This window comes from Shewanella sp. QJM3NY_23 (assembly GCF_056173105.1).
Genome location: NZ_CM149657.1, coordinates 2,054,378 through 2,080,336, shown reverse-complemented (window position 1 = coordinate 2,080,336; position 25,959 = coordinate 2,054,378). Strand labels below are relative to the sequence as shown.

19 protein-coding genes and 1 tRNA gene are annotated in these 25,959 nt (G+C 45.6%); 17 read left to right on the top strand and 3 right to left on the bottom strand.

Annotation, left to right across the window (positions count from 1 at the left end):
* Window positions 1–80 precede the first annotated feature (80 nt).
* The 9 genes from AC0VXX_RS09420 to AC0VXX_RS09380 all read left to right on the top strand — a co-directional run bounded on the left by AC0VXX_RS09420 (window position 81) and on the right by AC0VXX_RS09380 (window position 9,857).
* Complete coding sequence (locus AC0VXX_RS09420) at window positions 81–1,259, top strand: thiamine pyrophosphate-dependent dehydrogenase E1 component subunit alpha (protein ID WP_475514031.1); 1,179 nt, start codon at window positions 81–83, stop codon at window positions 1,257–1,259.
* Between the two features lie 3 nt (window positions 1,260–1,262).
* Complete coding sequence (locus tag AC0VXX_RS09415) at window positions 1,263–2,240, top strand: alpha-ketoacid dehydrogenase subunit beta (protein WP_475514030.1); 978 nt, start codon at window positions 1,263–1,265, stop codon at window positions 2,238–2,240.
* A 10-nt stretch (window positions 2,241–2,250) separates the two neighbouring features.
* Window positions 2,251–3,843: a dihydrolipoyllysine-residue acetyltransferase gene (locus AC0VXX_RS09410; protein WP_475514029.1), complete on the top strand. Its 1,593-nt coding sequence runs from the start codon at window positions 2,251–2,253 to the stop codon at window positions 3,841–3,843.
* Between the two features lie 112 nt (window positions 3,844–3,955).
* Complete coding sequence (gene nadA, locus AC0VXX_RS09405; protein WP_475514028.1) at window positions 3,956–5,023, top strand: quinolinate synthase NadA; 1,068 nt, start codon at window positions 3,956–3,958, stop codon at window positions 5,021–5,023.
* Between the two features lie 349 nt (window positions 5,024–5,372).
* Window positions 5,373–7,361, top strand: coding sequence for a methyl-accepting chemotaxis protein (locus tag AC0VXX_RS09400; RefSeq protein ID WP_475514027.1), 1,989 nt, complete (start codon window positions 5,373–5,375; stop codon window positions 7,359–7,361).
* A gap of 257 nt (window positions 7,362–7,618) precedes the next feature.
* A tRNA-Ser gene (locus tag AC0VXX_RS09395) sits at window positions 7,619–7,706 on the top strand.
* Window positions 7,707–8,152: 446 nt separating this feature from the next.
* Window positions 8,153–8,344, top strand: a complete 192-nt coding sequence (locus AC0VXX_RS09390; RefSeq protein ID WP_110457674.1) for a CopG family transcriptional regulator — start codon at window positions 8,153–8,155, stop codon at window positions 8,342–8,344.
* 91 nt (window positions 8,345–8,435) lie between these two features.
* Window positions 8,436–9,323, top strand: a complete 888-nt coding sequence (locus AC0VXX_RS09385; protein ID WP_475514026.1) for an IS982 family transposase — start codon at window positions 8,436–8,438, stop codon at window positions 9,321–9,323.
* A 189-nt stretch (window positions 9,324–9,512) separates the two neighbouring features.
* Complete coding sequence (locus tag AC0VXX_RS09380) at window positions 9,513–9,857, top strand: zinc ribbon domain-containing protein YjdM (protein WP_110457673.1); 345 nt, start codon at window positions 9,513–9,515, stop codon at window positions 9,855–9,857.
* Window positions 9,858–10,368: 511 nt separating this feature from the next.
* Here the strand turns inward: AC0VXX_RS09380 and cls are convergent.
* Window positions 10,369–11,823, bottom strand: coding sequence for a cardiolipin synthase (gene cls, locus AC0VXX_RS09375; protein WP_475514025.1), 1,455 nt, complete (start codon window positions 11,821–11,823; stop codon window positions 10,369–10,371).
* A gap of 167 nt (window positions 11,824–11,990) precedes the next feature.
* On the opposite strand from cls, the gene AC0VXX_RS09370 reads away from it, so the two are divergent.
* From AC0VXX_RS09370 to AC0VXX_RS09340, 7 genes are all read left to right on the top strand, one after another.
* Window positions 11,991–12,794 (top strand): endonuclease/exonuclease/phosphatase family protein, encoded by an 804-nt coding sequence (locus tag AC0VXX_RS09370; RefSeq protein WP_475514024.1) that lies wholly within the window; start codon window positions 11,991–11,993, stop codon window positions 12,792–12,794.
* 88 nt (window positions 12,795–12,882) lie between these two features.
* Window positions 12,883–14,805, top strand: coding sequence for a RecQ family ATP-dependent DNA helicase (locus AC0VXX_RS09365; protein ID WP_475514023.1), 1,923 nt, complete (start codon window positions 12,883–12,885; stop codon window positions 14,803–14,805).
* 718 nt (window positions 14,806–15,523) lie between these two features.
* Window positions 15,524–17,299 carry a DUF885 domain-containing protein gene (locus tag AC0VXX_RS09360; RefSeq protein ID WP_475514022.1) on the top strand — a complete coding sequence of 592 codons (1,776 nt, stop codon included), beginning with the start codon at window positions 15,524–15,526 and terminating at the stop codon, window positions 17,297–17,299.
* A gap of 443 nt (window positions 17,300–17,742) precedes the next feature.
* Complete coding sequence (locus tag AC0VXX_RS09355; RefSeq protein WP_475514021.1) at window positions 17,743–18,423, top strand: response regulator transcription factor; 681 nt, start codon at window positions 17,743–17,745, stop codon at window positions 18,421–18,423.
* Between the two features lie 332 nt (window positions 18,424–18,755).
* Window positions 18,756–19,883: a M14 family metallopeptidase gene (locus AC0VXX_RS09350; RefSeq protein ID WP_475514020.1), complete on the top strand. Its 1,128-nt coding sequence runs from the start codon at window positions 18,756–18,758 to the stop codon at window positions 19,881–19,883.
* Between the two features lie 12 nt (window positions 19,884–19,895).
* The gene (locus AC0VXX_RS09345; protein ID WP_475514019.1) at window positions 19,896–20,213 is read left to right on the top strand and encodes a zinc ribbon domain-containing protein; all 318 of its coding nucleotides are present in this window, start codon (window positions 19,896–19,898) and stop codon (window positions 20,211–20,213) included.
* Window positions 20,210–20,491: a YeaC family protein gene (locus AC0VXX_RS09340; protein WP_110457665.1), complete on the top strand. Its 282-nt coding sequence runs from the start codon at window positions 20,210–20,212 to the stop codon at window positions 20,489–20,491. The genes AC0VXX_RS09345 and AC0VXX_RS09340 overlap by 4 nt, the downstream gene beginning before the upstream one ends.
* A gap of 65 nt (window positions 20,492–20,556) precedes the next feature.
* On the opposite strand, the gene ansA is transcribed toward AC0VXX_RS09340, so the two are convergent.
* Complete coding sequence (gene ansA / locus AC0VXX_RS09335; RefSeq protein ID WP_475514018.1) at window positions 20,557–21,570, bottom strand: asparaginase; 1,014 nt, start codon at window positions 21,568–21,570, stop codon at window positions 20,557–20,559.
* A gap of 314 nt (window positions 21,571–21,884) precedes the next feature.
* Complete coding sequence (gene sppA / locus AC0VXX_RS09330; RefSeq protein WP_475516982.1) at window positions 21,885–23,726, bottom strand: signal peptide peptidase SppA; 1,842 nt, start codon at window positions 23,724–23,726, stop codon at window positions 21,885–21,887.
* Between the two features lie 165 nt (window positions 23,727–23,891).
* Here sppA and AC0VXX_RS09325 point away from each other — a divergent pair, with 165 nt between their 5' ends.
* A complete protein-coding gene (locus AC0VXX_RS09325; protein WP_475514017.1) occupies window positions 23,892–25,907 on the top strand; it encodes an oxidoreductase in 2,016 nt (671 codons plus the stop codon).
* The last annotated feature ends 52 nt before the right edge of the window (window positions 25,908–25,959 follow it).

Below are 25,959 nucleotides of genomic sequence, written 5' to 3'. Positions count from 1 at the left end.
TAATACAGGCCAGAGATTGAGTGTTATGCTCAATCGCTAGCAAATAAATAACAAGAAAACTCAGCTGATAAGAGAATAGTATGAGCAACACTAAGAGCACGACAGAAACTGTCCATAGGGTCAGCTTTCTTGATAAGGATTCGCTGTCAATCCCGATTTTAAAGATCCTTCAAGCAGACGGCACCACGTTTGAAGAAGCAGTATTACCTGTGATTGACCAAGCATTAGCTGAAAAAATTCATGACACTTGTGTATTCACCCGAGTACTCGACGAACGCATGCTAGGCGCACAGCGTCAAGGACGCATCAGCTTCTATATGACCTGCACCGGAGAAGAAGCGTCTATCGTTGGCAGTGTCGCGGCGCTCGATGATGAAGATGTTATCTTAGCGCAATACCGTGAGCATGCCGCGCTGCGTTACCGTGGATTTACCACCGAGCAGTTTATGAACCAGATGTTCAGTAATGAAAAAGATCTGGGGAAAGGCCGTCAAATGCCGATTCACTATGGTAGCAGTGCCTTGCATTATCAAACCATTTCATCGCCACTGGCGACGCAAATACCACAGGCCACAGGGGTCGGTTATAGCCTTAAAATGCAGGGTAAACGTAATGTTGCTATCTGTTACTTCGGTGAAGGTGCCGCCTCTGAAGGAGATTTTCACGCCGGACTGAATATGGCCGCCGTGCTCAAGTCGCCGACGATTTTCTTCTGCCGTAACAACGGCTATGCCATCTCAACGCCGACCAGTGAGCAGTTTGCCGGCAATGGTATTGCTAGCCGAGGGGTGGGCTATGGTATGCACACCATACGCGTAGATGGTAACGACATGTTAGCTGTGCTTGCCGCTACCCAGCAAGCCAGAGCTTATGCGTTAGAGCATAATGCGCCAGTACTCATTGAAGCGATGACCTATCGCTTAGGCGCACATTCATCGTCTGATGATCCCTCTGGCTATCGCTCCAAAGAGGAAGAGGCGAAGTGGCAACAGCATGATCCCGTGCAGCGCTTTAAATTGTGGATGATCAATAAAGGTTGGCTAGCCGAAAGCGATGACAGCGCACTGTATGACAAATATCGTCAAGAGGTGTTAGCCTCGGTTAAAGTGGCAGAGAAGCTGCCTGTTGTGACCATAGATGAACTGATAACCGATGTGTATGACACGCCAACGCCGCGTCTCGAACAGCAACTCAAAAATCTTAAACAGCATATTAAGAAATATCCAGAGTCCTATCCAAATAGTGCAGGGAGAGTCTAAATCGTGGCAAAGATCAATATGTTACAAGCCATCAATGATGCCTTGACCATTGCAATGGAAACCGACGAGAAAGCAGTATTGTTTGGTGAAGATGTAGGCCACTTTGGTGGCGTATTTCGTGCCACCTCTGGCTTACAGGAAAAATTTGGCCGTGATCGCTGTTTTAACACCCCACTGACTGAGCAAGGCATTGCCGGTTTTGCTAACGGTTTAGCCTCAAACGGCATGACCGCGATTGCCGAAATCCAATTTGCTGATTATATCTTTCCTGCCATTGACCAAATCGTCAACGAGTCGGCCAAGTTTAGGTATCGCAGTGGTAACGAATTCAACGTCGGTGGCATCACTTACCGCACTCCTTATGGCGGAGGTATCGCTGGTGGTCATTATCATTCGCAATCACCTGAAGCTTATTTCACTCAAACCGCAGGCTTAAAAGTGGTTGTGCCACGAAATGCCTATCAGGCTAAAGGGTTATTATTAGCGTCTATTCGCGACAACAACCCTGTGGTGTTTTTCGAGCCTAAACGCTTGTACCGCGCCAGTGTCGGTGAAGTCCCTGAAGGCGCCTATGAGATAGAGCTAGGTAAAGCGGAAGTGGTTAAAGAGGGCACAGATATCACCTTACTGGCTTGGGGGGCGCAGATGGAGATCATCGAAAATGCAGCTTCGATGGCAGCCAAAAAGGGCATTTCATGCGAAATCATCGATTTACGTACACTTGCCCCATGGGATGTGGAGACAGTCGCGGCGTCAGTTAAGAAAACCGGTCGCCTGCTCATCAATCACGAAGCGCCATTAACGGGTGGTTTCGCTGGAGAAATTGCCGCCACGATTCAAGAAGAGTGTTTCTTGTATCTTGAATCTCCCATTAGCCGAGTGTGTGGCCTAGATACACCTTACCCCTTGGTGCACGAAAAAGAATATATGCCAGATGCGCTCAAAACGTTTGAAGCGATCAAAGCATCGATGAAATATTAGGAGCGCAGGCATGATTAAAGAATTTATTTTACCCGATATAGGTGAAGGGGTCGTTGAGTGCGAGCTGGTCGAATGGCTGGTGAGCGAAGGCGATACTGTGGTTGAAGACCAACCCATTGCCGATGTCATGACAGACAAAGCCTTAGTGCAAATTCCCGCACCCCATGCTGGTATTATCAAAAAACTTCATTACAAAAAAGGCGATGTCGCAAAAGTGCATGCACCGCTTTATTCGGTGGAGCTGGATGATATTGCTGAGACTGAATTATCGGAGGAAGCGGCCGTTAACTCAGCTAGCGTTCAAAATAATTCATCGCAAGATGATGCCAGCACAAGTGCAGTGGGCACTGCCATTGAAGAGTTTTTACTGCCTGATATTGGCGAGGGGATTGTCGAATGTGAATTAGTGGATTGGTTAGTCAAAGAAGGTGACATGGTGGTCGAAGACCAACCCATTGCCGATGTCATGACCGACAAAGCACTGGTGCAAATTCCGGCCATAAAAAGTGGTAAGGTTGTAAAACTGCATTACCGCAAAGGCCAACTTGCCCAAGTGCATTCACCGTTATTTGCTATTGAAGTGGAGGTGGAGTCGGCGCCTGCAGCTCAAGCTGTGTCGCAACCGCATGCCGCTAGTGCTCATAATGCGGCGACAGATAATGACACCTTAGAGGTCGATGGTACATTACCTAGCAATGGTAAAGCACTCGCCAGCCCAGCGGTAAGACGCTTGGCGCGCAGTTATGATATCGATTTAGCCAAAGTGCCTGGTACGGGCAAACATGGCCGCGTCTATAAAGAAGATGTCGAACGTTATCGTGGTGGCGAAGCCGTTAAAGCCAAAGCGGCTAAAGCTGCCAGCAGCGCCGAGCAGATCGCCACACTTGAGAATAAGCAATCAGAGCGAGTCGAACCCATTCGCGGCGTTCGCGCCGTGATGGCGAAGATGATGATGGAGTCGGTATCGACCATACCGCATTTCACCTATTGCGAAGAGTTAGACTTAACTGAGTTAGTTGCCCTGCGCGAATCGTTGAAACAGCGGTATTCTAGCGATGAGTTAAAACTCACTATGATGCCGTTTTTTATGAAAGCGATGTCGTTGGCCTTAAGTCAATTCCCCGATATCAATAGCCGAGTTAATGACGACTGCACCGAGCAAACCTTCTTTGCTTCGCACAATATAGGCATGGCGGTCGACTCGAAAGTGGGCTTATTGGTGCCTAATGTTAAAGATGTACAGCTTAAATCGATTCTTGACGTGGCTAGTGAGATCACTCGGTTAACTAAAGATGCCCGAAGTGGCAGGGTGAGCCCGCAGGACCTTAAAGGTGGCACCATTTCTATCTCTAATATTGGTGCATTAGGTGGCACAGTCGCAACGCCTATTATCAATAAACCTGAGGTAGCGATTGTGGCGTTAGGTAAACTGCAAACGTTGCCGCGCTTTAATGCGCTGGGCGAGGTAGAGGCTCGTAAGATCATGCAAGTGAGTTGGTCGGGTGACCATCGCGTTATCGATGGCGGCACCATTGCACGCTTCTGTAATTTGTGGAAACAGTATCTTGAGCAGCCTCAAGAGATGCTGCTGGCTATGCATTAACAAAACGTTTTTTTGAAAAAGAGCGCTTAGCGCTCTTTTTTTTTAATGCTATTAATCTTTGGCCTGAATTAAGTATAATGACGCAAATTAATCCACTATTTTTGGTTTAAGCATGAGTCAGTTAGCTCCAAGTATATCAAACATACAATATCCATTTCCCGCTAAACCTATTCCGCTAAATGATGAGCAAAAACAGCATTATAAGGCGCGTATTAAGCAGCTTTTAAAAGAAAAGGACGCGGTGTTAGTAGCCCATTACTATACCGACCCAGAGATCCAGGCATTAGCCGAGGAGACTGGCGGTTGTGTATCTGACTCACTTGAAATGGCGCGATTTGGGCGCGATCATCCAGCTAAGACATTGATTGTAGCTGGGGTTAAATTTATGGGCGAAACCTCAAAAATCTTGAGCCCAGAAAAAACCGTCTTAATGCCCACCCTTGATGCAACTTGCTCATTGGATGTTGGTTGTCCCATCGAAACCTTCAGTGCTTTTTGCGATGCTCATCCCGATCATACCGTAGTGGTTTATGCCAATACGTCTGCAGCGGTCAAAGCCCGCGCCGATTGGGTGGTCACATCTAGCATTGCACTGGAAATTGTCGAGCATCTAGATAGCGAAGGTAAAAAAATCATCTGGGGCCCAGACAGACACTTAGGCAGTTACATTGCCAAGCAAACTGGCGCCGAGATGTTGATGTGGCAAGGTGAGTGTATTGTCCATGACGAATTTAAGGCCAAGGCCTTGCGTGAGCTTAAAGCACTGCATCCAAATGCAGCCGTGCTAGTTCATCCTGAGTCACCCGCCAGTGTGGTCGAGTTAGCCGATGCGGTGGGCTCAACCAGCCAGTTGATTAAAGCTGCACAATCAATGGATAACGACACTTTTATTGTGGCAACCGATAAAGGCATTTTCTATAAGATGCAGCAAGCTGCACCTAACAAGACATTAATTGAGGCGCCCACTGGTGGTAACGGAGCAACGTGCCGAAGCTGTGCTCATTGTCCTTGGATGGCGATGAACGGCCTACAAGCCATTGAGGCAGCGTTAAGTGACAGTGACAGCGCACAACATGAGATATTTGTCGATGAGTCATTGCGTCAAAGGGCGCTGTTGCCCTTGGACAGGATGCTCGACTTTGCCAAAACGTTAAATATGCAAATTAAGGGTAATGCTTAACGGCATAAGTTGCCGTTTAAAAATGGTCGATAAGGCAGTTAATTATCCAACCGCTGAGCAAACTTGATATTAAGCAAATAAAGCGCCATTAAAGGCGCTTTTTTTATGTTTAAATTTGCTCTAATTCGGCGCAGTACTAGACCAGAGACTAATTGTGCTTGCTTGATTGAAGTGCTAAAAACAGTCCCATTTGGTGCGCCTGTCGCTGATGTTTTACTGACATTTAAATGTCATGCTAGTGTTTACAAACCCAGGCGCTATGCAGTGATTGACCAGATAATATTCCGGAGCGTCTTACTCAAATGACAATACAATGGCTTAAAAAATGCGGTGTTATGGGTAACCAATCATGAATATGCAATGGATAAGTAATCTTTCAATTAAAAACAAGCTATTACTGGTGATAGTGCCACCTATTCTTGGGGCATTATTTTTTGGCTTATACGTTGTTTATGGCCAATACCAAATGCAACAAGGACTGAGTCAAATAGAAACTCTGGCTGAGTTTTCACAAGTGAATAGTAATTTAGTCCATGAATTGCAAAAAGAGCGCGGCATGAGCGCCGGATTTCTTGGATCAAAAGGTCAAGCATTTGCCGATAAGTTGCCTAGTCAACGTCAGCTAAGCGATCAACAAGTTGATACATTTAGATCCTTTACCTTAAACCATGCGATCTCACCTGATTTTGCAACTCAGATGAACAGCGTTAACAGTATGCTGAGTCAACTCGATGAGGTGCGCCGCCGTATCGATCAACAGACCATTAGTGTGGCAGAGGAGGTGCAGTATTATAGCGACCTCAATACGGCATTATTAGCGATTGTCGACCACGCCAGCTTACAGGGAGATAGCCGCGCTATTGCCATTCAATCTGCTAGTTTCGCGGCATATTTGCAGATGAAAGAACGTGCCGGAATCGAGCGGGCTGTACTGAGCTCTACGTTTGGTAACCCCAGTTTTAAGCCGAATATGTTTCTTAAATTTGCCACACTAGTGTCAGAGCAAAATACCTATGAAGAGCGCTTCTTGGCTTTGGCGACTCCTCAGGTTAAATCCGCGTATCAACAACTTGCTAATTCTTCGGTTTTTACCGAGGTAAATCAGCTACGTAGTATCGCCTTTAGCCAAGACCCACAACAGCTACAAGCTAACAGTTCGACTCAATGGTTTGCCAAGTCGACCGCGAGAATCGAAGCGCTGCGGCAATTTGAACTGCGCTTATCCAACGAGCTGTTGACTGATACCCGTGCAGCTTTGACCCAAGCTACCACCTTGATGATCAGCGCTATCGTGTTGATGCTGACCTCAGGTTTAGTTGTCATTGTATTGTCACTGCTCATCGGCCGTTATCTGCATAGTTCACTGCGCAGCCTATACCATAAAGTGACTGAATCGCAGCAACATTATGATTTGAGCGTACGGGTAGCCATATCTGGACGTGATGAGATCGCGCAATTGGGACAAGCGTTTAACCACATGATGGCTGATTTTGAAACGGTTATTGGCACGGTGCGCACTAACACTAAAGGCTTGCTCGATGCCTGCCAAGAGATGGAAGGCTATGCGCGCAATATGCGCGAAGATGTCACTCAAGGTCATAGCGAAGTGGATCAAGTTGCGTCGGCCATGACACAGATGAGTGCCACGGTACAAGAGATTGCTCAAAATGCGGTGCAAGCATCAGAAGCGTCGGCAAAAGCCAATAAAGAAGCTCAAGAGGGCAGCCAAGAAGTAGAGCGTACGGCTGAGTCAATCAATCAACTGGCGATTGAAATAGATGAAGCTGCAGAGGCAATCAACCACCTTGATAAAGATATTAAAGGGATTGTCGATGTGCTTAGCGTGATCAGCGGCATTGCCGAGCAAACCAATTTATTAGCACTCAATGCCGCGATAGAGGCAGCGCGTGCAGGTGAGATGGGACGTGGATTTGCCGTGGTGGCCGATGAAGTCAGAAATCTGGCTCAACGAGCTCAAACTTCGACAGAAGATATTCGTAGCATGACAGAGCGTCTAGAGCGTGGCGCACTGCTCGCCGTAAAAGCGATGGAAGCGGGCAAGGCGCGTGCCGAGATTAGTGTTGTCGAGTCTCGTCGTGCCGGTGAAGAATTAGTGCGTATTGTGAATGAAGTCAGTGTTATCGATAGCATGAACGAGCAAATTGCAGCGGCAACTCATCAACAGTCGGCAGTCTCTGAAGAGGTGAATCAAAATGCGATGAAGATAAGTGAGATTTATCGTAATACTCATGATGTATCCGATAAGCTCAGTCAGCTAAACGAAGCCTTGCTTAACGATGTCAGCGCTATGTCACAACTCGTGAGTAAATTTAAGTAACTCACTGAGTAGCGAGTAGGGCGGGCGATTTAGGTTTTCATCAGCTTGCTTGCATATGCATCATGTTGTACACCACAGATATTAGACACTTTCGTCAGATCCAAACCAGAATAGGGCTGGGAAACAAGAAAACTGGTGAACTATTACGCAAATGCTTGACACAGTTGTTTTATTGCTTGACCCAGTTTAGTGATTTGCGTAAAGTGTCGCTCCGTTGGCCGCATCGAATCTTAAAGATCCGATAACGCTAATGCTACGGTGAGATGTCCGAGTGGCCGAAGGAGCACGCCTGGAAAGTGTGTATACGGTAACGTATCGAGGGTTCGACTCCCTCTCTCACCGCCAAATTAAAAGAACGGGAATCAGTAACTTACTGGTTCCCGTTTCTGCTTTGGGGCATTTTGGGGGCAAATTCGATGCTTCCGTCTGTTTTTTTCGTATCACAATTTCACACTTCAAAACTAGACAGGGCATAGACTCCTTATTGCTTGTGAATCGCCACTACTTCCTCTCTAACTGTAAAAGCCTCAATCAGTTGATTACTGGTTCACTTGTCGCTTTGGAGCCTAAAGCCTTTTTCTTCAGTATTGCTCGTTAAGCCCATTATCTGCACAGCTTAAAATTTTTCAAATCGGTTAGGCTTATTTATTGTTCTTTGAATAATGAGTGCTAAAACAGAATCTAAGGCAAAACAGCTTGCTAACCGAATCAGATTTACGTGTAACAACGGTAGGCATTCAAGGAGTGATTGATTATAATCAGATGATAATGTTTAGGTGTAGGTCTACTCAATGGAAAATAAAACAGCACGATTTACCGTATTACTTGATCCTGCCAAGAAGCAAGCTTTTGAGCAACTCTGTGCCTCTCAAGATTTAACCCCATCACAAGTGGTGCGCCAGCTTATTCGTGGCTATCTTGAGCAGCATGATGTGAGTTATGGTCAACAAACACCGACGCATAATCCAAAAGTGAGAAGTTAATTTAACCTGAACTCGGGATAAGAAATTGAACTAATAGCCCTCTTTGTGATCAGATCTCTCGACCAAGATTAATCAATCACGCAGAGGGCATATGAATAATTTAGTGGATGTATTTTGTGATGTCGATGATTTTTGTAATGCTTTTATTCCTCAATGGGAACAACAGTGTCTAACTGATGGAACCCGCAAGCGTAAGCGCGCTGGCAGAATGACGATGAGTGAAATTATGACAATTATCATTGCCTTCCATATGTCTAATCATCGTGACTTCAAGAATTTTTACACAGGATATCTGGCTCGTTTCTACAAATCTGATTTTCCAAACTTACTCAGCTACACTCGATTTCTTGAAGTCATGCCGAGTACAGTCATTCCAATGTGCAGTTATTTTTCCTCTTTAAAAAGCGAACCGACAGGCATCGAGTTCGTTGACTCAACGAGCATTAAGGTTTGTCATAATTTACGAATTCCAAGGCATAAAACGCTAGCAGGTCTCGCCAGCCGAGGAAAAGGCACGATGGGCTGGTTCTATGGTTTTAAACTTCATCTTATTGTGAACCATCGAGGTGGCATCGTTGCAGCCAAAATAACACCTGCGAATGTGCATGACACGAAACCCGTAAAAGGTATGGTCGTTGAATCAATGGATAAACTCTATGCTGATAAGGGGTATATCGGCAAAGCGTTAGCAGGCGACCTATTAGAACGTGGGGTAACTATCGTTAATAACGTGCGTAAAAACATGAAAGCAAAGGCTTTATCATTATGGGATAGAGCCATGCTTTCTAGACGATTTATTATCGAAACAATCAATGACCAGCTAAAAAACATCTCACAAATAGAGCATACGCGGCACCGCAGCGTACATGGTTTCATGCTTAATGTGATAGGAGGTTTAGTGGCTTATCAACTCAAAGAGAATAAGCCACAACTCAATATTACATCAGCAGAATTCAACGTGATTTCAGTGTTACGTTAAACCGATCTGAGGTTAATTTACTTTTACGGCATAGAAATCAAAGTTGGCTAGCTGAAATATGATAATTTTATTATAATACTATTATCATTTATGGTCAGAGCAAGCGTCAAAGGCATCATGTATGCTAGACGATTATGGTTATTGATAAAGCTTTGACCGTTATATTTTGTAAATTAAAGAGAATTAGTGATGAGCGATATAATCCCACCATGTCCAAAATGTGAGTCTCCTTATGCGTATTCAGACGGCACGTTATTGATCTGCCCTGAGTGCGCTAATGAATGGAATCCGAACGAAGAGATCGTTGATCCAGATGCCATCATCTTGAAAGATGCCGTGGGTAACTTATTGGCCGAAGGTGATAAGGTCACGTTGATTAAAGATCTTAAAGTGAAAGGCTCTTCACTGGTGCTTAAAGTCGGCACTAAAGCGGTTATTAATCGTTTCGTTGATGGTGATCACGACATCGACTGCAAAGTTGATGGCAACGGTCAAATGATGTTGAAGTCACAGTTTGTCAGAAAACAAAACTAATCATTTTAGTTTAAGTTTTAACAATACCTGCCATGTGCAGGTATTTTTTTGCCTTAAATTGACCAATGTATGCGATGATGTTAGTCATCTTAGAGATACTTAGCCCACTGTTAGATTGAAGCGTTAACCGTACAAGGTACTATCGGGTTAAGTCTGCAGAGTTTATAAACTCTGGAGGCTGGCTAAAAGATAAACGATAATATCTCAGTATCTCAGTATCTCAGTATCTGGGTATTTTGATATGCAAGAGCGTGAATACCCAAGTGTTCAAATAACCAAGAGCTCAAACATCTAACTTATCAAAAATGCTGTAATTTCATGGTGCTCCAATATCAATAGCTCAGTGTCAAGTGCATAAAAATCGACTGCTTAATATCCAAGCACTGAATAGTCACACATCAATACCCCCTGCAATTATTACCCTGAGTGTGACAGTTGAGTGTCAAGGGGCTCTCTGATGACAGCTAACAGTAATTGACAACTGTGATAGACAGCCAATGCTATTGACTCATCATAACAAGGGGCTAAATAGATAAAATACGTGTTCAATGAAGCGTTTATAAAGCGCTCTATTTTGCCAGCGGGCTAAATTGAGCTGCTCGGCATCATCCATATATTGTTGCTGCAATTGCGCTAATTTAGCGGCAAAGACGACATCGTCAACAGCAAGCGTGAGCTCAAAGTTCAGCCATAAACTGCGCATGTCCATGTTAACGGTGCCGATAAGGCAGTGTTCGTCATCGATCACCACCGACTTGGTGTGCAGCAGTCCGCCATTAAATCGATGAATTTTCACTCCCGCTTTAAGCAACTCACCAAAGAAAGAACGACTGGCCCATTTCACCATGGTGGAGTCGTTTTTACGTGGAATGATAATATTCACATCAACACCGCGGTGGGCAGCGGTAGCCAGCGCGTCGAGTAGGTTTTCACTGGGCACAAAGTAGGGGGTTGTGATAACAATTTTACGCCGAGCTTCATAAAGACTTTGCAGTAATACTTGATGGATAACCTCTTCTGGCATGCCCGGACCCGATGGGATCACCTGCACCAGAGAGGTTGAACAGGGTAACAGATGCCCATCAATAGGTTGCTGCGGTAACTCGCGCTGGTTGGTTTCTACTTCCCAGTCCCATGCGCTAACAGCGCTGACAACCGGCACCACAGGTCCTGTGATACGTACCATCACATCAATCCATTGGCCAACACCTTGGGTTTGCTTAAAGTATTTCGGATCGATGAGGTTCATTGACCCGGTATAGGCAATGGTATTATCGATAACTACAATTTTTCGATGTAGGCGTAAATCCAGACGCCGAAAGAACATCCTTAGCGGGCTCACGGCTAAAGCCCCGACGACTTGAATGCCGTGACTACGCAGTTGGCTGGGCCATTTAGATTTGAAAAACGGGCGACTACCGGCAGCGTCAAGCAAGAGCTTTATCTTCACACCTCTCAGCGCTGCACTGATCAGGGCTTGGGCCACATTGTCGGCTTTACCACCGGGATGCCAAATATAAAACTCCATGATGATGCTCTCTTTAGCAGCATCAATATCGGCAATGATTGAGTTTAAAATCTGTTCTGGCGTGTTTTGCAGTATCAGATTATTGCCACTTAAAGAGGGGATGGCCAATTGGCTGTCACACAATTGACTAATAGAAACACCATAGTGGCTTTGGCAGTGCGGTTGGTGTTGAGGATGCTGGTACAGCTTGGCAAACCATTGGCCGTAAGGTCTAAACATCGCTTTAGAACGACTGGCTCGAGATTTTCCTAAGTGTAACTCGCCAAACAGCATGTAAGCGACAATACCGATAAAGGGAAGAAAGTAGATAACCAGTAACCAAGAAAATGACACCCCTATAGTGCGACGTTTAATTACCACGCGTACCGCTACCGCGCCCAGCGTTAACCAATAGAGTAGTACGCCCGCAATGGTGAGTATTTGATAAAAATTTTCCATAATTGTGTGGCACTTAGCCTTGGTTGTTGTAATAGAGCACGCTATGCTTGATTGTACTGATTTATCATAATAAAACGTAGCTATACACATAAATTTGAGTGAATTATAGGCTTAAGTAAGGAAATTGATTGGTTTCAACACGAGTAAAAATAGGCTTAGGGGCTATAATGCTTCTATTGCCATTATTTTATGTTGTTGTAGTACAACAACTTAATGGAAGTGCCGAGGTGATGATGAGCCAAGTTGAGCCCATGTTTGTATCGCAATGCCAGCAGACGAGCACTTCAGAGCCTTTGGACAGAGATGGCTTGCTCAATATTGCGGTGTGGAACATTTATAAACAACAAAAACCTCAATGGCAGGCGGTGTTGCAACAACTGACTGCTCAAAGCGAGTTAGTGCTATTACAAGAAGCACGCTTAACACGCCGTTTTGCTGGTTATTTACAACAACAGCAACAACATGTGGTGATGGCGAAAGGCTTTAAATGGTTGAATGTGCCTATGGGGGTGATGAACATCTCCTGGCAATCGGCCTATGAAGCCTGTGCTTTTCAAGCCCCTGAGCCGCTTATCCGCTTTGCCAAATCGACCTTGATTGCACAATACCGGCTTTCGAACCATCAATCCTTATTGGTGATTAATTTGCATGGGGTGAATTTTGATTGGCGCCTTGATACTTACCAAGCACAGTGGGAGCAGATCATTAAAAAAGTGGCGCTACATCAAGGGCCAGTGGTGCTTGCCGGTGACTTTAATACCTGGCGTGAGGGACGTTTGCGGGTTGTCGCTCAACTCACAGAGCGGCTTAAGTTAAAAGAAGCTAAGTATCATATTGATCATAGGCATAGGGTTTTTGGTTTACCGCTTGATCATCTTTATTATCGCGGCCTAACGCTAATTGAAGCCGAGTCATTTAAAACTAAGGCGTCAGATCACAACCCTATAGTGGCTAAGTTTTCATTGATGTAAATAAGTGGATTCTTAATGGTACTTGCCTATTCAAGATAGGCTAGGCAGACTGGCTTCCTTTGCGGGCCCTCAGTAATAGGCTTTTATTGTGCAGCAACTTTTACAACAGTATTTTGGCTTCGATACGTTTCGTCCTGGTCAGCAGCAAGTGGTTGAAACCATTATGGCTGGTCGCAGTGCAGCGGCTATTTTCCCCACTGGCTCGGGTAAGTCTTTATGCTATCAATTACCCGCGTTAGCGTTACCGCATTTAACGATTGTGGTGTCTCCTTTATTGGCCTTGATCCAAGATCAACTGGCATTTTTGCATCAAAAAGGCATCGCGGCTGCAAGTATTGATTCCACCCAAACCCATGAACAAACCCAAGCGGTTATGGCAGGGATCCGCCAAGGTCAGATTAAGATTTTAATGATCTCTGTTGAGCGGTTTAACAATGAACGCTTTCGGCAATTTATCGCCAATGTGCCTATCTCATTGCTGGTGGTCGATGAGGCCCACTGTATTTCAGAGTGGGGACACAATTTTAGGCCTGATTATTTAAAACTACCTCAATATCAACGTGATCTTGGTATTCCTCAAACCTTGTTGTTAACGGCGACGGCTACACCACAAGTGATTGAGGATATGGGGGCTAAATTTAACATTCCCCGTGATGATATTGCGCTAACCGGGTTTTATCGCGCCAATTTACACCTTAATGTTAAAGGGGTGAGCAGCGAAGATAAGCTAGCAACGTTGATTGACTGGCTACGACCTCGTCAAGGTCAGCACGGCATTGTCTATGTCACGTTACAGCAAAGTGCCGAGCAAGTGGCCAGTGCGCTTAATCGCGCCAATATAGCGGCTAAAGCCTACCATGCAGGGATGGACAGCGATATTCGTCAAGCCATACAGCGCGATTTTATGGCCGGAAATTGCCCGATCATTGTGGCGACGATCGCCTTTGGTATGGGGGTCGATAAACAAGATATACGATTTGTGGTGCATTATGATCTGCCTAAGTCGATAGAAAACTATGCTCAAGAGATAGGTCGAGCCGGACGCGATGGCTTACCATCTGACTGCTTAGTCCTTGCCAACACCGATAACCTTAATGTGTTACAAAACTTTGTGTATGGGGATACGCCCGATAAACAAGGTATCGCTTCTGTGTTACATGAAATCGTACAAGCCAAACAACAGTCGTCACAATGGGAAGTGATGCTCAATACTCTCTCAATGCAATCTAATGTGCGCCTTTTAAGCTTAAAAACCTTATTGGTGTATTTAGAGATGCTCGAGGTGATCAAACCCGCTTTTAGCTATTACGCCGAATACCGTTTTAAGTTGTTGTGCAGCGAAGACGAGCTTATTGCACGCTTTAGCGGTGAGCGTCAGGCATTTGTGCACGCATTGCTCTCTAGTGCTAATAAAGCCAGAATTTGGTATACCATCGATTTTAATGCGCTGAATCGGCATTATCCGAGTGACCGAAGCCGGGCAGTATCTGCTATCAATTATTTTGAAGAGAAAGGCTTGATAGAATTGCAAACTAAGCAAATGACCGAGGTTTATCAACTGCTTGAGTTTGATCAAAATATTGATGCTTTAGTTGAGAAATTACATCTGCAGTTTTTACGTAAAGAGCAAAGTGAGATTGCGCGGATCCAAGCCATGGTTGATATGCTAGGCAGTGACCATTGCTTAACCCGCAGATTGTCAGCCTATTTTGCCGATGAACAGTTGACGCAAGACTGTGGTCATTGCTCGGTATGTATACAAGGTGCGGCCGTGTTACCCCATAACACCAGATTGACGCCACTTGCGAGCAAACCTTTTGCAGCGCTGTGTGACGGATTGCTGCGCCTATTAGGCGATCGAGCCGATGCCAATATGTTAGCCCGTGCCTTATGTGGTTTACCCACGCCTTTATTTACCAAACTTAAATTACGCCGCGATCCTAATTTTGCCGTGTTAGAGTCTTATCCGTTTGCCGACGTGAAAGCCTGGTGCCAGCAACATTTAGGCTAGTGCGCTTGGCTACTGCAGTCATCATGGATCGCACTGCAAGTGCTTTATCAATAGGGCTTTTATTGCAATAAGCTTGATTGAATCGCTTTTGATTAAATAGTATTTAATCAAAAGCATTTAATCAAAAGCATTTAATTGAATAGCTCTTTATTACAATTGGGCTTTGGGTCAGCTAGAGCCTTAAATAAAGCTGAGCCTGATTCTGACCTGACACTCAAGTGTACTGGCAGAATCAATTTTGCGATCTATAGCAATAATGTGGCCATATCAACAAAGGGCTGTATCGACAAAGGGGGGAGGCCTGATAGCCACTGTAAGGCATTGATTATAGGCTGTAGATTGAGTAGGTTTTTTGTAACAATCTTTGTCAATATTAACCCTTTAGCTGCAATTTATCCGCTAACGTGATTAACTCTGGCGGCGTTTGACCTAAATTAAGCTGTATAGAACACATGGGTAATTGGCTATTAGTAGGTTTAGCACGTTATGTCACGCGGGCTTTAGGCAAAGGTTGAAGTCCTGCTGTTATCTCTTTAATGCCAACCACTAGCAATGCCGCTTATGATTTATCTTTGACGCAAGTCATGGTGATAAAAGTGTGAGTCAGTAACGCTTACAGATAAGCATCAGTTTGGTGCTAAAGACAAATACAGCGCCAAATGATTAAAAAATCAAAATAAACTAGAACAATAAACTAAAACCTATTAGGGAAGCCAAGATGAAAAAATCCTTTCTCGCTGCGGCCGTTGTGCTCGCGTTAGGCGGTTTGACTGCCTGTCAGCATCAGCTTGTAACACCGAGTGAGCCTGCCATGACGCAAGCGACACAATATCAATTTGAGCAGTTTTCACAGCAATTTATCGACGCACTTTGGCAGGAGTCACCAACGTGGGCATTGTACAGTGGCTACCATCAATATGATGCACAGTTAAAAGTACCGAATGCGGCTAATCGTGCGCTATCGCTGCAATTTATCGAACACCAGTTGGCGCTACTCCAGCAGTTTGAGCCGCAATCACTGTCGGCGAGTCAACTGATCGATTATCGCCTGATTGAAAATTTGCTACTGCGGGATAAATGGGAGATAGAGACCTTTAAATCATGGCAATGGGATCCCTCGGCTTATAATGTCGCTGGTGGCTTTGCGCAGATCATCAATGAAGATTTTGCGCCGCTCGATGAACGCCTGCGCTCATTTTTAGGCCGCATGGAAAATGTTCCCGCTTATTACGATGCCGCGCGCGCTAACATTAACAATCCTACCCTTGAGCATACTCAGTTGGCTGTGATGCAAAATGAGGGGGCGTTTGCGGTTTTTTCTGATGAACTGCTAGGCACGGTTAAAAGCTCAGGATTAAGCGAGCAAGAAAAAGCACTGTTTGTTAGTCGTTTTAACGCGGCAACTAGCGCCATTAATGAACATATACAATGGCTTAAGTCATTAGAAAGTCAGCTTGAAAAAGAGGGCGCGCGTAGCTTTAGGATTGGTGAGTCGCTATACGAGCAAAAGTTTGCCTTTGATATTCAGTCAGGCATGACAGCAAAGGCATTGTATGAGAAAGCGTTAGCCGATAAAGATCGCGTTCAAGCTGAAATGGCCAAGATCACCGCTCAGTTGTGGTCGACTTATTTTACCACGCCTATGCCAAGCGACAGTACGGTGGCGACTCGTCAGCTGATCGATAAGTTGTCGGCCAAACATGTTAAACGGGAAGACTTTGTTGATGAGGTGCGTGCACAAATTCCTCAGTTGGTTAAGTTTGTCAACGCTAAACAGTTAGTCACATTAGATCCTAACAAGCCGTTAGTGGTGCGTGAAACACCTGAATACATGCGCGGTTTTGCGGGGGCTTCTATTAGCGCCCCAGGGCCTTATGAAAAGTCCAGCAACACTTATTACAATGTGACGCCACTCGATGACATGAGTGATGAGTCTGCTGAAAGCTATCTACGCGAATATAATCACTGGATTTTACAGGTTCTCAATATTCATGAGGCGATCCCAGGTCACTATACTCAGTTAGTTTATTCTAATGAGTCGCCAAGTTTAGTCAAAAGCCTCTTTGGTAATGGCGCTATGGTCGAAGGTTGGGCGGTGTACACTGAGCGTATGATGCTGGAAGAAGGTTACGGTAATTTTGAACCAGAAATGTGGCTAATGTATTACAAATGGAATCTGAGAGTCATTGCCAACACCATTTTAGATTATGCCATCCAAGTCAAAGGCATGACAGAGGCTGAAGCGATAGCACTGATGACGCAAGAGGCGTTTCAGCAGGAAGCCGAGGCGCAAGGTAAATGGCGCCGAGCGACATTGAGCCAAGTGCAATTAACCAGTTATTATGCCGGTTACCGTGAGATTTATGACTTTAGAGAAGAGTTAAAGCAGGTCGAGGGGGATAAGTTTGACCTTAAATCTTTCCATGAGACCTTTTTAAGTTATGGCAGTGCGCCAGTAAAATACATTCGTCAGTTGATGTTAGCGCAGCAGTAACGGCTTAATATGCATTAATCTTGCTATAGCAGCGGCCTCAACATTGCAATGTTGAGGCCGCTTTTTTATGGGAGTTTTATGGGTAGTTTGACTGTTTTTCTTGTTCTGAGTTGATGTGGACTTAGTGCTTTTAGCCCTTTTTGTATCCGTAGAGCTTATTGGCTGCTGATATTCATGGCCGCCATATGTCGATAACCTACCTATTATCGCCAGCCTGCCTAATATTGAGAGCTTAATAGTGCCTGCATGGGGTGGGTGTTTTATATACAAGTGTTGTGTCGCTACTGTGGGTTACTTTGAGTCTAGGGTAGGGCAAATGGTGTGAGCCTTATCACGATGTGATTAAATCTTGCTTAAAAGCCACGACTACGTATAAAAAGTAATGGCATCGCATACTTAAAAGATGTAACCTTAATGATAATTGTTATCATTAAGGTTCGTAGATGGACAGGGTGTTACTTATCGATGACGATCTGAGCGTAAGACAGATCGTGGCTCAAGCCTTGTATTCACAAGCTTGTCAAATTGACCATGCCAATAATGGCAAAGAAGCGCTAGACAAAGTTGAACAGCTGCAGCCGGAACTTATCATACTCGATATTGATATTTCCTGTGCAGATGGCTTTGCGTTCTTAAAATCTCGCCGCGATAGCTTACCTGTCATTGTTATCTCCTCTAATGATAATGAAGAGACTCGAATTAAAGGTTACGAGCTAGGTGCCGACGATTTTATCGCAAAACCCTTTAGCACCAGAGAATTACAGGTCAGAGTCGCCGCGTTGCAGCGTCGTATTCAACTGGCCCGTACCCAACCTCGGCCACAACAACGCTGTATGTTTAAGCAAATGAACTTTAATGAACTCGATTACAGTATTGAAGTGGATGAGCGCCGAGTCACCCTGACACACACAGAGTTTAATTTGATCAAATACCTGTTTGAGCGTAAAGGCAAAGTGGTCACCAAGCAGGAGTTACAACGTGCAGTGCTCAAAAAAGAGTTAGGTCAGTTCGATCGTAACCTCGATATGCACATCAGCAATACGCGTCGAAAACTTGCCCAGACCAATCTGCCCAAAAGCATGATTAATACGGTACGGGGACAAGGGTACAGTTTTGCCAATTAAGCGGTGTATTTGATCAAGATTGGCGGCTTTTTTGTGATAGCGACTGCGAAAGTGAGCCAATTTAGTTTATCCTATGGGCATTAATATCAAGCGTACTTATTATCGGTCATTATGACATCGGGTCACTATGGCATGCTTGCTGGTGAAAATAGATTGTTAATCCGTTATGCGTTTTATCATGGATATAACGGCACATGACCATTCATCAGGCCTGATCCCACTCTTGGTGTCGGCGTGAGCTTAATCTCATCGTGTAGTGAGTGCATTTGATTGATAAGTGATTTCAGATAACAACGCTGCCCTATGCGGCGACATAATATGAAGGAATGGATATGCGGATCAGTGCCAATTTCGATGGCGGTAATATTGATGTCATCAATCAAGATAATATAAATGATATACAGCTGGCGATCAGACCAGATGAAGGCGGGGAATTTTTTCAGTGGTTTAACTTTAAGTTGCAGGGCACTGTCGGCCAACACTATACCCTTAATATTATGAATGCCGGCTCGGCATCTTACACCAAGGGTTGGGAAGATTACCAAGCCGTCGCCAGTTACGATCGCCAGCAGTGGTTTCGTCTGCCAACCCGTTATCAAGACGGTAAATTGACCATTGAGGTTGAACTCGATTGTGACGTTATTCAAATCGCCTATTTCGCGCCATACAGTTATGAGCGTCACCAAGATCTGCTCAGCACCGTTCAAGTACATCCTTTGGTGTCGCTAGAGCATCTAGGCCTCACACTTGATGAGCGCGATATAACCTTAGTCAAAGTCGGCGATGAAGATCCCGATAAAGCTAATATCTGGATCACCGCTCGCCAACATCCAGGTGAGACCATGGCCGAGTGGTTAGTTGAAGGCCTGCTGACCAACTTACTCGACGGTGATTGCCCGACAGCCAAGGCATTGTTAGACAAAGCTAATTTCTACATAGTACCGAATATGAATCCCGACGGCGGCGTTAGAGGCCATTTACGCACTAATGCTGCGGGCGTCAACCTTAACCGCGAATGGCAAACCCCTTCACTGGAGAAAAGCCCCGAGGTGTATCATGTTGTGAACAAAATGCAGCAAACTGGGGTGAATTTATATTACGACGTGCATGGTGATGAAGGCTTACCTTATGTGTTTTTGGCCGGCTGCGAAGGCGTGCCGTGCTTTAACGATAAGATGGCGCAGTTACAGCGTCGCTTTGTCGATGCTTTGCTACTGACCAGCGCCGATTTTCAAGATAAATTTGGCTACGATAAAGATGAGCCGGGCAAGGCGAATCTTACGGTTGCCTCAAACTGGGTAGCCGAAACCTTTGGCTGCTTGTCCAATACCTTGGAAATGCCCTTTAAAGATAATGCGAATATGGCTGATCCTATGTCGGGTTGGTCGCCAGAGCGCTGTATCTATTTAGGTGAAGCCTCGTTGTTGGCCATGTTGGCCGTGGTTGACGATATTAAGTAATGGAGGGCTGATATGGCGTTAATACAATGTCCAAATTGTAATAAGCGCATATCCAGCCTAGCGAAAACGTGTCCTCACTGCGCAGCTAAATCCAGTGGTGACAATGAATCGCTTAATCGGATAAGCCATATTAAACGCAGTAACCAGTTAATGAATCATAGTTTTTTTGCTATGACATTATTCATCGCTGGGGTGGTGATTTGGTTTTGGGGCGGAGAGCCTGCCGAAGGTGCGCAGGCCAACATTGCTGGTGCGTGCGTAGTGTTTGGGTTTGTGGGTTACCTCATTGCCAGAGTGCGAATAGTATTACATAAACGGAAAAGTGTATGAGTGACATTAATAAAGTAATCGATGAGATGCCAGATGAAGTGTATGCGCGCTTATTAAGCGCTGCTGAATTGGGCAAGTGGGATGATGGCAGTGTGTTGTCTGATGAACAAAAAGAGCAAACCTTACAACTGGTGATGCTCTATCAGGCAAGAAGGTTAAATCAAACTGACCATTTTACCATAGGTAACCAAGGCACCTTAAACGAGCTGTCTAAAGCAGAGCTTAAAAAACAGTTTAAAGGCGAGAGCATCGCCGCGTTTAAAGCCGAAGAATTATAATTAAATAATGCCCCTAACCATTGGTCTTTAAACATAAGTTTTTAACCATAATTAGGGGCATTTTTTTAATCTTCGGTTAACTCCCCAAACAGATCCCGCTGCATCATTTCGCGAATTTGCGCCGTACTATAATCGGTAGACAGTAAATAGTGCAGTTTGGTTAACGCCGCTTCGGTGGTCATATCAAAGCCACTGATCACCCCCGCTTGTGCCAACGCATTACCAGTGGCATAGCCACCCATGTTCACCTTTCCCTGCATGCATTGGGTTAAATTAACTAAGATCACTCCGCGTTCGTTCGCGCGGCGTAAGCAGTCGAGCAACTCAGGATTTTGCGGCGCGTTACCCACGCCATAAGTTAATAAAATTAACGCTTTAACCGGTTGCTGTAAAATATTGTCGATAATGGCAGTGGTGATACCTGGATACAAGGTGACCACGCCAATCGGCTGCGGGCTGATATTGTTCACTTTAAGGGTATTGGCTTGTGATTGGCTGATCTTGCCTGCGCGCAGACGAATTTTAATCCCGGCTTCAATTAACAGCGGAAAGTTAGGCGAGGCGAAAGCGTCAAAACCGTCTGCATGGGCCTTAGTGGTTCGATTGCCTCTAAACAGCTTATTATTGAAGAACAAACACACTTCGGCCACCGGGTAGTTTGCCGCGATATACAAGGCATTAAGCAAATTGGTTTGCCCATCGGAGCGCAACTGCGCCAATGGAATTTGCGAGCCGGTGACAATCACGGGTTTGGTGAGTCCCTGTAACATAAAAGAGAGTGCCGAGGCGGTAAAGGCCATGGTATCAGTGCCATGCAAAATCACGAATCCGTCGTATTTGTCGTAGTTAGCCTTGATATCATTGGCGATCATCTGCCAATCGTTGGGCGCCATGTTGGATGAGTCGATTAACGGCTGATATTCATGAATGACAAAGCTGGGCATCTCTGCATGGAAAAACTCCGGCATATCGTTAACACAATCGGTTAAGAACCCTGGTACCGGCGCGAAGCCGTTATCGGTTTTTTGCATGCCGATGGTACCGCCTGTGTAGGCAACGTAGATTGAGCGTTTTGTCATAATAATGGTGGCTGGTTAATCGCAAGGGTGGCGCGATTATACTGGGGTTGGCATTAATAAAAAAGGTTATAGCAGGTAAGCGCTTAGCAATTGCCCATAATCCGCCTCTACTTTGGTGATTCTCTGTCTGAGTGTGGCGTTACCAAAAATCTGCAGGCGCTAACATACCCACAGCTGAACCACATGGAGACGGCAATATGACCTATTGCCGTGTCTTATGGGCATGATTAATGGTGAGGAGGAATAAAAAGCCCCAGCGAAAATGCGAGGGCTTTTTGATTAACACTTGTCGTTAATGGTCAAGATCTGTGAGGTTAAAAATTACAGGTATCGCAGTAGAGATACACGCCATTTGGGTCGTCAAAGGCACTGAACTCTTGAGCAAATTTGCTCCATTGACCGATGATTTTATCTGCTAACTGGCTGTTTGATGCCGATTCAGGTAAATAGGCGCCAACGCTGGCGAACATTTCCTGAATAAATAGTTCTTGAGGTGTGAGCTCTTGCTCAATCACGCGAGTGTCAAACTTATCCAGTTTAGCCAGCTCAGACGCTTTGGTTACGGCTTGCTCGAGATCGCCGAGCGCATCCACTAATCCCAAATCGAGGGCTTTTTTACCAGACCAAACACGACCTTGGGCGATGCTGTCGACCTCGGCCAATTCCATATCGCGCTCAGTGGCGACCAGTGAAATAAAGTCATAATAGCCGCGCTCAATTTGGCGTTGAATGATCTGTTTTAACTCAGGGCTAATGCCTTTAGCGACAGAGAATGCAGCTCTGTCTGATGTTGACACTCCATCGGTGTACACGCCAAGGGAAGCCAGTGAATCTTCAAATGTGGCAACCATACCAAAGATACCAATAGAGCCTGTTAGGGTCGTTGGCGTGGCAAAGATATAATCGGCGCTGGCCGAGATCCAGTAACCACCAGAAGCCGCATAACTGCCCATACTGACAACCACCGGCTTACCAGCGGTTTTCAGTGCGAGCACTTCTTGGCGGATCTGCTCAGAGGCAAACGCGCTACCACCAGGACTATCGACACGTAGCACAACCGCTTTGACTTTGTCATCAAAGCGCGCCTTACGCAGCAGGGCTGAGGTGCTTTCACCGCCAATTTGGCCAGCAGGTTGACTACCATTAAGAATATTGCCTTTGGCCACAATGATGCCAACAGTGTCTTGTATCATCAGAGGTGGTAACTCTTTTACAAGCGTGCGGTAATCGTAATAATTTATTTGCTTATATTGATGACCTTCTTTGGCTTTACCCACGTTATCTATCATGGCTAAACGAAAGGCCTCAGCCGAGACCAGTTTATCGACCCAGCCCATATTCACGGCCATTTCTGCCGAGCGGCCCTTAGCTTTATCTAGCTCGGCAAGGTACTGCTCAGATGTGAGCACTAAATCACTTTGCTCAAGACCGCGATTACGGGCAACCGTTTGCTCGTAACTGGTCCAAATATCGTTAAGTAAGGCGCTGTTAGCTTCTTTGGCTGCTGCTGACATATCATCGCGTACGAAGGGTTCAACCGCCGATTTAAAGGTGCCAACCCGAAACACATGTGCCTTAATTTTAAGTTTGTCTAACGCCGATTTATAATATTGGCGATAACGACTTAGGCCATCAATTTCAACTCCACCTTGTGGATTTAGATAAATGGTGTCGGCAAAAGAGGCTAAAAAATATTGATTTTGGCCATACCAGTTGCCCATGGCAATGATCGGTTTGTCTGATGCTTTAAAGCGCTCTAACGCTTCACCGATACTTTGCAGCTTACTGATCCCCGTGCCTCTGAGTTCACCAATATCGAGTACAATTGCGGCTATGCGATTATCGGTGGCGGCGTTATCTATGGTGCGTAACAGATCGGCCAGTAAAATCTCACCATCAACATCGGCGCCTTGATTGCTTTTCATCACTGCTTCTATGGGATCAACTTGACGTAACTGTTCTACTACAGTGCCGGATAAATTGAGCACTAACGCAGAGCCATCTTCAACGGTAGGCAGCTCGTCACTGCTCATGGCAACCACAATGAGCGCGAGGAAACCGAAAAAGAACAGATTAAGTATTAGCTTGCGAGTACCATTAAGGCCTTTCCACAAACCGATTAAGATCCTTTTAAAAACTGAGGGTTTAGCGGACATCATCCACTCCTATATTAGCTAGATTTCCCTATGCTAACTGAAAATCCTCTTTGGGGTGAAACACAATTGTAAATGAATCTTTTCATAGCCCTTTGATTGTGTATTGAGCTTAAAACAAACAACGGGTATGCTAGTTTAAATCACTTGTTTAAAAAGGATGTTTGAATGTCGTTTCCACATTTATTAGAACCCTTAGATCTTGGATTCACTCAACTCAAGAACCGTGTACTCATGGGATCCATGCATACCGGGCTTGAAGAAGAAAAGGGCGGTTTTGAGAAACTGGCAGCATTTTATCAAGAGCGTGCTAAAGGTGGCGTAGGGCTAATTGTAACTGGCGGAATAGCCCCCAATTTGCGCGGCCGCTTAGCCCCACATGCCTGTCAATTAAGTTTCCCGTGGCAAGTGGCTAAACATAAAATAGTGACCGATGCGGTTCATGAGGCTGACGGTAAAATTTGTATGCAAATTTTACATGCCGGGCGTTATGGGTACCACCCGTTTTCACAGGCACCAAGCAAAATCAAATCGCCTATCACTCTATTTACCCCCTCGGCCATGTCATCTCGACAGGTGAAAAACACGATAAAAGATTACGCGACATCGGCGGCCTTGGCTAAAAAAGCCGGTTATGATGGCGTCGAAGTCATGGGATCGGAAGGGTATCTGATTAACCAATTTATCTGTTCGCGTACCAATAAGCGTGAGGATGAATGGGGCGGTACATTTGACAATCGCGTTCGCTTTCCCATCGAAATCGTCAAGGCGATACGTGTTAAGGTTGGCGCTGACTTTATTATTATTTTCCGTCTATCTATGTTGGATCTGGTGGATAATGGTTCGAGCTGGGATGAAGTGGTCAGTTTAGCCAAATCCCTTGAGCAGGTTGGGGTGTCGATTATCAACACAGGTATTGGCTGGCATGAAGCTAGGGTACCAACCATTGCTACCAGTGTTCCGCGCGGCGCCTTTGCTTGGGTGACTGAGCGACTCAAGCAGGAAGTAACAGTACCGTTAATTGCCACCAACCGCATTAACACGCCCGAAATAGGTGAACAGATCATTGCCTCAGGGCAGGCCGATATGGTGTCGATGGCGCGCCCGTTTCTTGCCGATGCCGAGTTTGTTAACAAAGCCGCTGCGGGTGAAAGCGAGCTGATTAATACCTGTATTGGTTGTAATCAGGCTTGTCTGGATCATACCTTTGCCCTTAAGCGTGCGACCTGCCTGGTTAACCCAAGAGCCTGCTATGAAACTGAGCTTAACTTTACTCCAGCTGCGACCAAAAAGCGCATTGCCGTGATGGGCGCTGGCCCTGCCGGCATGGCATTTTCAATCTATGCGGCTATGCGTGGTCATCAAGTCGTGGTATTTGAGGCGAAAAGCGAGGTGGGAGGTCAGTTTAATTTAGCGCGTAAGATCCCAGGTAAAGAAGAGTTTAATGAAACCATTCGCTACTTTACTGAGCAGATGAAACGCCATCATGTTGAGCTTAGACTCAACACTCGTCTCGATGCTTCTGTGGTACGTGATGAAGCCTTTGATGAGGTTGTGATTGCGGCAGGCGTCGTGCCGCGCCGCCTAGAACTTCCTGGTTTTGATAACCCTAAGGTGGTGACCTATCAGCAGGTGCTTAGCGGTGAAGTTAGCGTTGGTGAGCGGGTAGCCTTGATTGGTGCGGGCGGTATTGGCTTTGACATGGCGCATTATCTTGGTGAACGTGAGTCGAGTACACTGCAACCGGACAAGTGGTTTAAACAGTGGGGCATTGACAAGACGTATGCTGAGCCTGGCGGGCTCACTGAGCCAGAGCTATCGGCGCCTGAGCGGCAGATTTATTTACTGCAGCGTAAAACCAGTAAAATGGGTAAAGGGCTGGGTAAAACCACCGGCTGGATCCATCGCTCTGTGTTAAAACACCATCAAGTGCAAATGTTAACTGGAGTTAACTATGAACGCTTCGATGAACAAGGTTTACATATCAAGGTGGGTGATGACTCACGCGTGCTTGACGTCGATAATGTTATCTTGTGCGCTGGCCAAGAGTCGAACCGTACTTTGGTCGATGAGATGAAAGCAACGGGATTACCCGTGCACCTGATAGGCGGCGTCGATGTTGCGGCAGAGCTGGATGCTAAACGCGCGATCCGTCAGGGGGCAGAGCTGGCTATCAGCTTGTAATTAACTGAGTATGGGATAACACTTGGGTTATCCCATCTTATAATCAGATCTC

What these genes read in the sequence shown, in the direction of transcription:
- AC0VXX_RS09380 (WP_110457673.1), top strand. Translation starts at nt 9,513, where the DNA reads ATGAGCGATATAATCCCACCATGTCCAAAATGTGAGTCTCCTTATGCG.
- AC0VXX_RS09340 (WP_110457665.1), top strand. Translation starts at nt 20,210, where the DNA reads ATGAGTGACATTAATAAAGTAATCGATGAGATGCCAGATGAAGTGTAT.
- cls (WP_475514025.1), bottom strand. Translation starts at nt 11,823, where the DNA reads ATGGAAAATTTTTATCAAATACTCACCATTGCGGGCGTACTACTCTAT.
- AC0VXX_RS09385 (WP_475514026.1), top strand. Translation starts at nt 8,436, where the DNA reads ATGAATAATTTAGTGGATGTATTTTGTGATGTCGATGATTTTTGTAAT.
- AC0VXX_RS09355 (WP_475514021.1), top strand. Translation starts at nt 17,743, where the DNA reads ATGGACAGGGTGTTACTTATCGATGACGATCTGAGCGTAAGACAGATC.
- AC0VXX_RS09400 (WP_475514027.1), top strand. Translation starts at nt 5,373, where the DNA reads ATGAATATGCAATGGATAAGTAATCTTTCAATTAAAAACAAGCTATTA.
- AC0VXX_RS09345 (WP_475514019.1), top strand. Translation starts at nt 19,896, where the DNA reads ATGGCGTTAATACAATGTCCAAATTGTAATAAGCGCATATCCAGCCTA.
- AC0VXX_RS09370 (WP_475514024.1), top strand. Translation starts at nt 11,991, where the DNA reads ATGCTTCTATTGCCATTATTTTATGTTGTTGTAGTACAACAACTTAAT.
- AC0VXX_RS09350 (WP_475514020.1), top strand. Translation starts at nt 18,756, where the DNA reads ATGCGGATCAGTGCCAATTTCGATGGCGGTAATATTGATGTCATCAAT.
- AC0VXX_RS09420 (WP_475514031.1), top strand. Translation starts at nt 81, where the DNA reads ATGAGCAACACTAAGAGCACGACAGAAACTGTCCATAGGGTCAGCTTT.
- AC0VXX_RS09410 (WP_475514029.1), top strand. Translation starts at nt 2,251, where the DNA reads ATGATTAAAGAATTTATTTTACCCGATATAGGTGAAGGGGTCGTTGAG.
- sppA (WP_475516982.1), bottom strand. Translation starts at nt 23,726, where the DNA reads ATGTCCGCTAAACCCTCAGTTTTTAAAAGGATCTTAATCGGTTTGTGG.
- AC0VXX_RS09360 (WP_475514022.1), top strand. Translation starts at nt 15,524, where the DNA reads ATGAAAAAATCCTTTCTCGCTGCGGCCGTTGTGCTCGCGTTAGGCGGT.
- ansA (WP_475514018.1), bottom strand. Translation starts at nt 21,570, where the DNA reads ATGACAAAACGCTCAATCTACGTTGCCTACACAGGCGGTACCATCGGC.
- nadA (WP_475514028.1), top strand. Translation starts at nt 3,956, where the DNA reads ATGAGTCAGTTAGCTCCAAGTATATCAAACATACAATATCCATTTCCC.
- AC0VXX_RS09325 (WP_475514017.1), top strand. Translation starts at nt 23,892, where the DNA reads ATGTCGTTTCCACATTTATTAGAACCCTTAGATCTTGGATTCACTCAA.
- AC0VXX_RS09390 (WP_110457674.1), top strand. Translation starts at nt 8,153, where the DNA reads ATGGAAAATAAAACAGCACGATTTACCGTATTACTTGATCCTGCCAAG.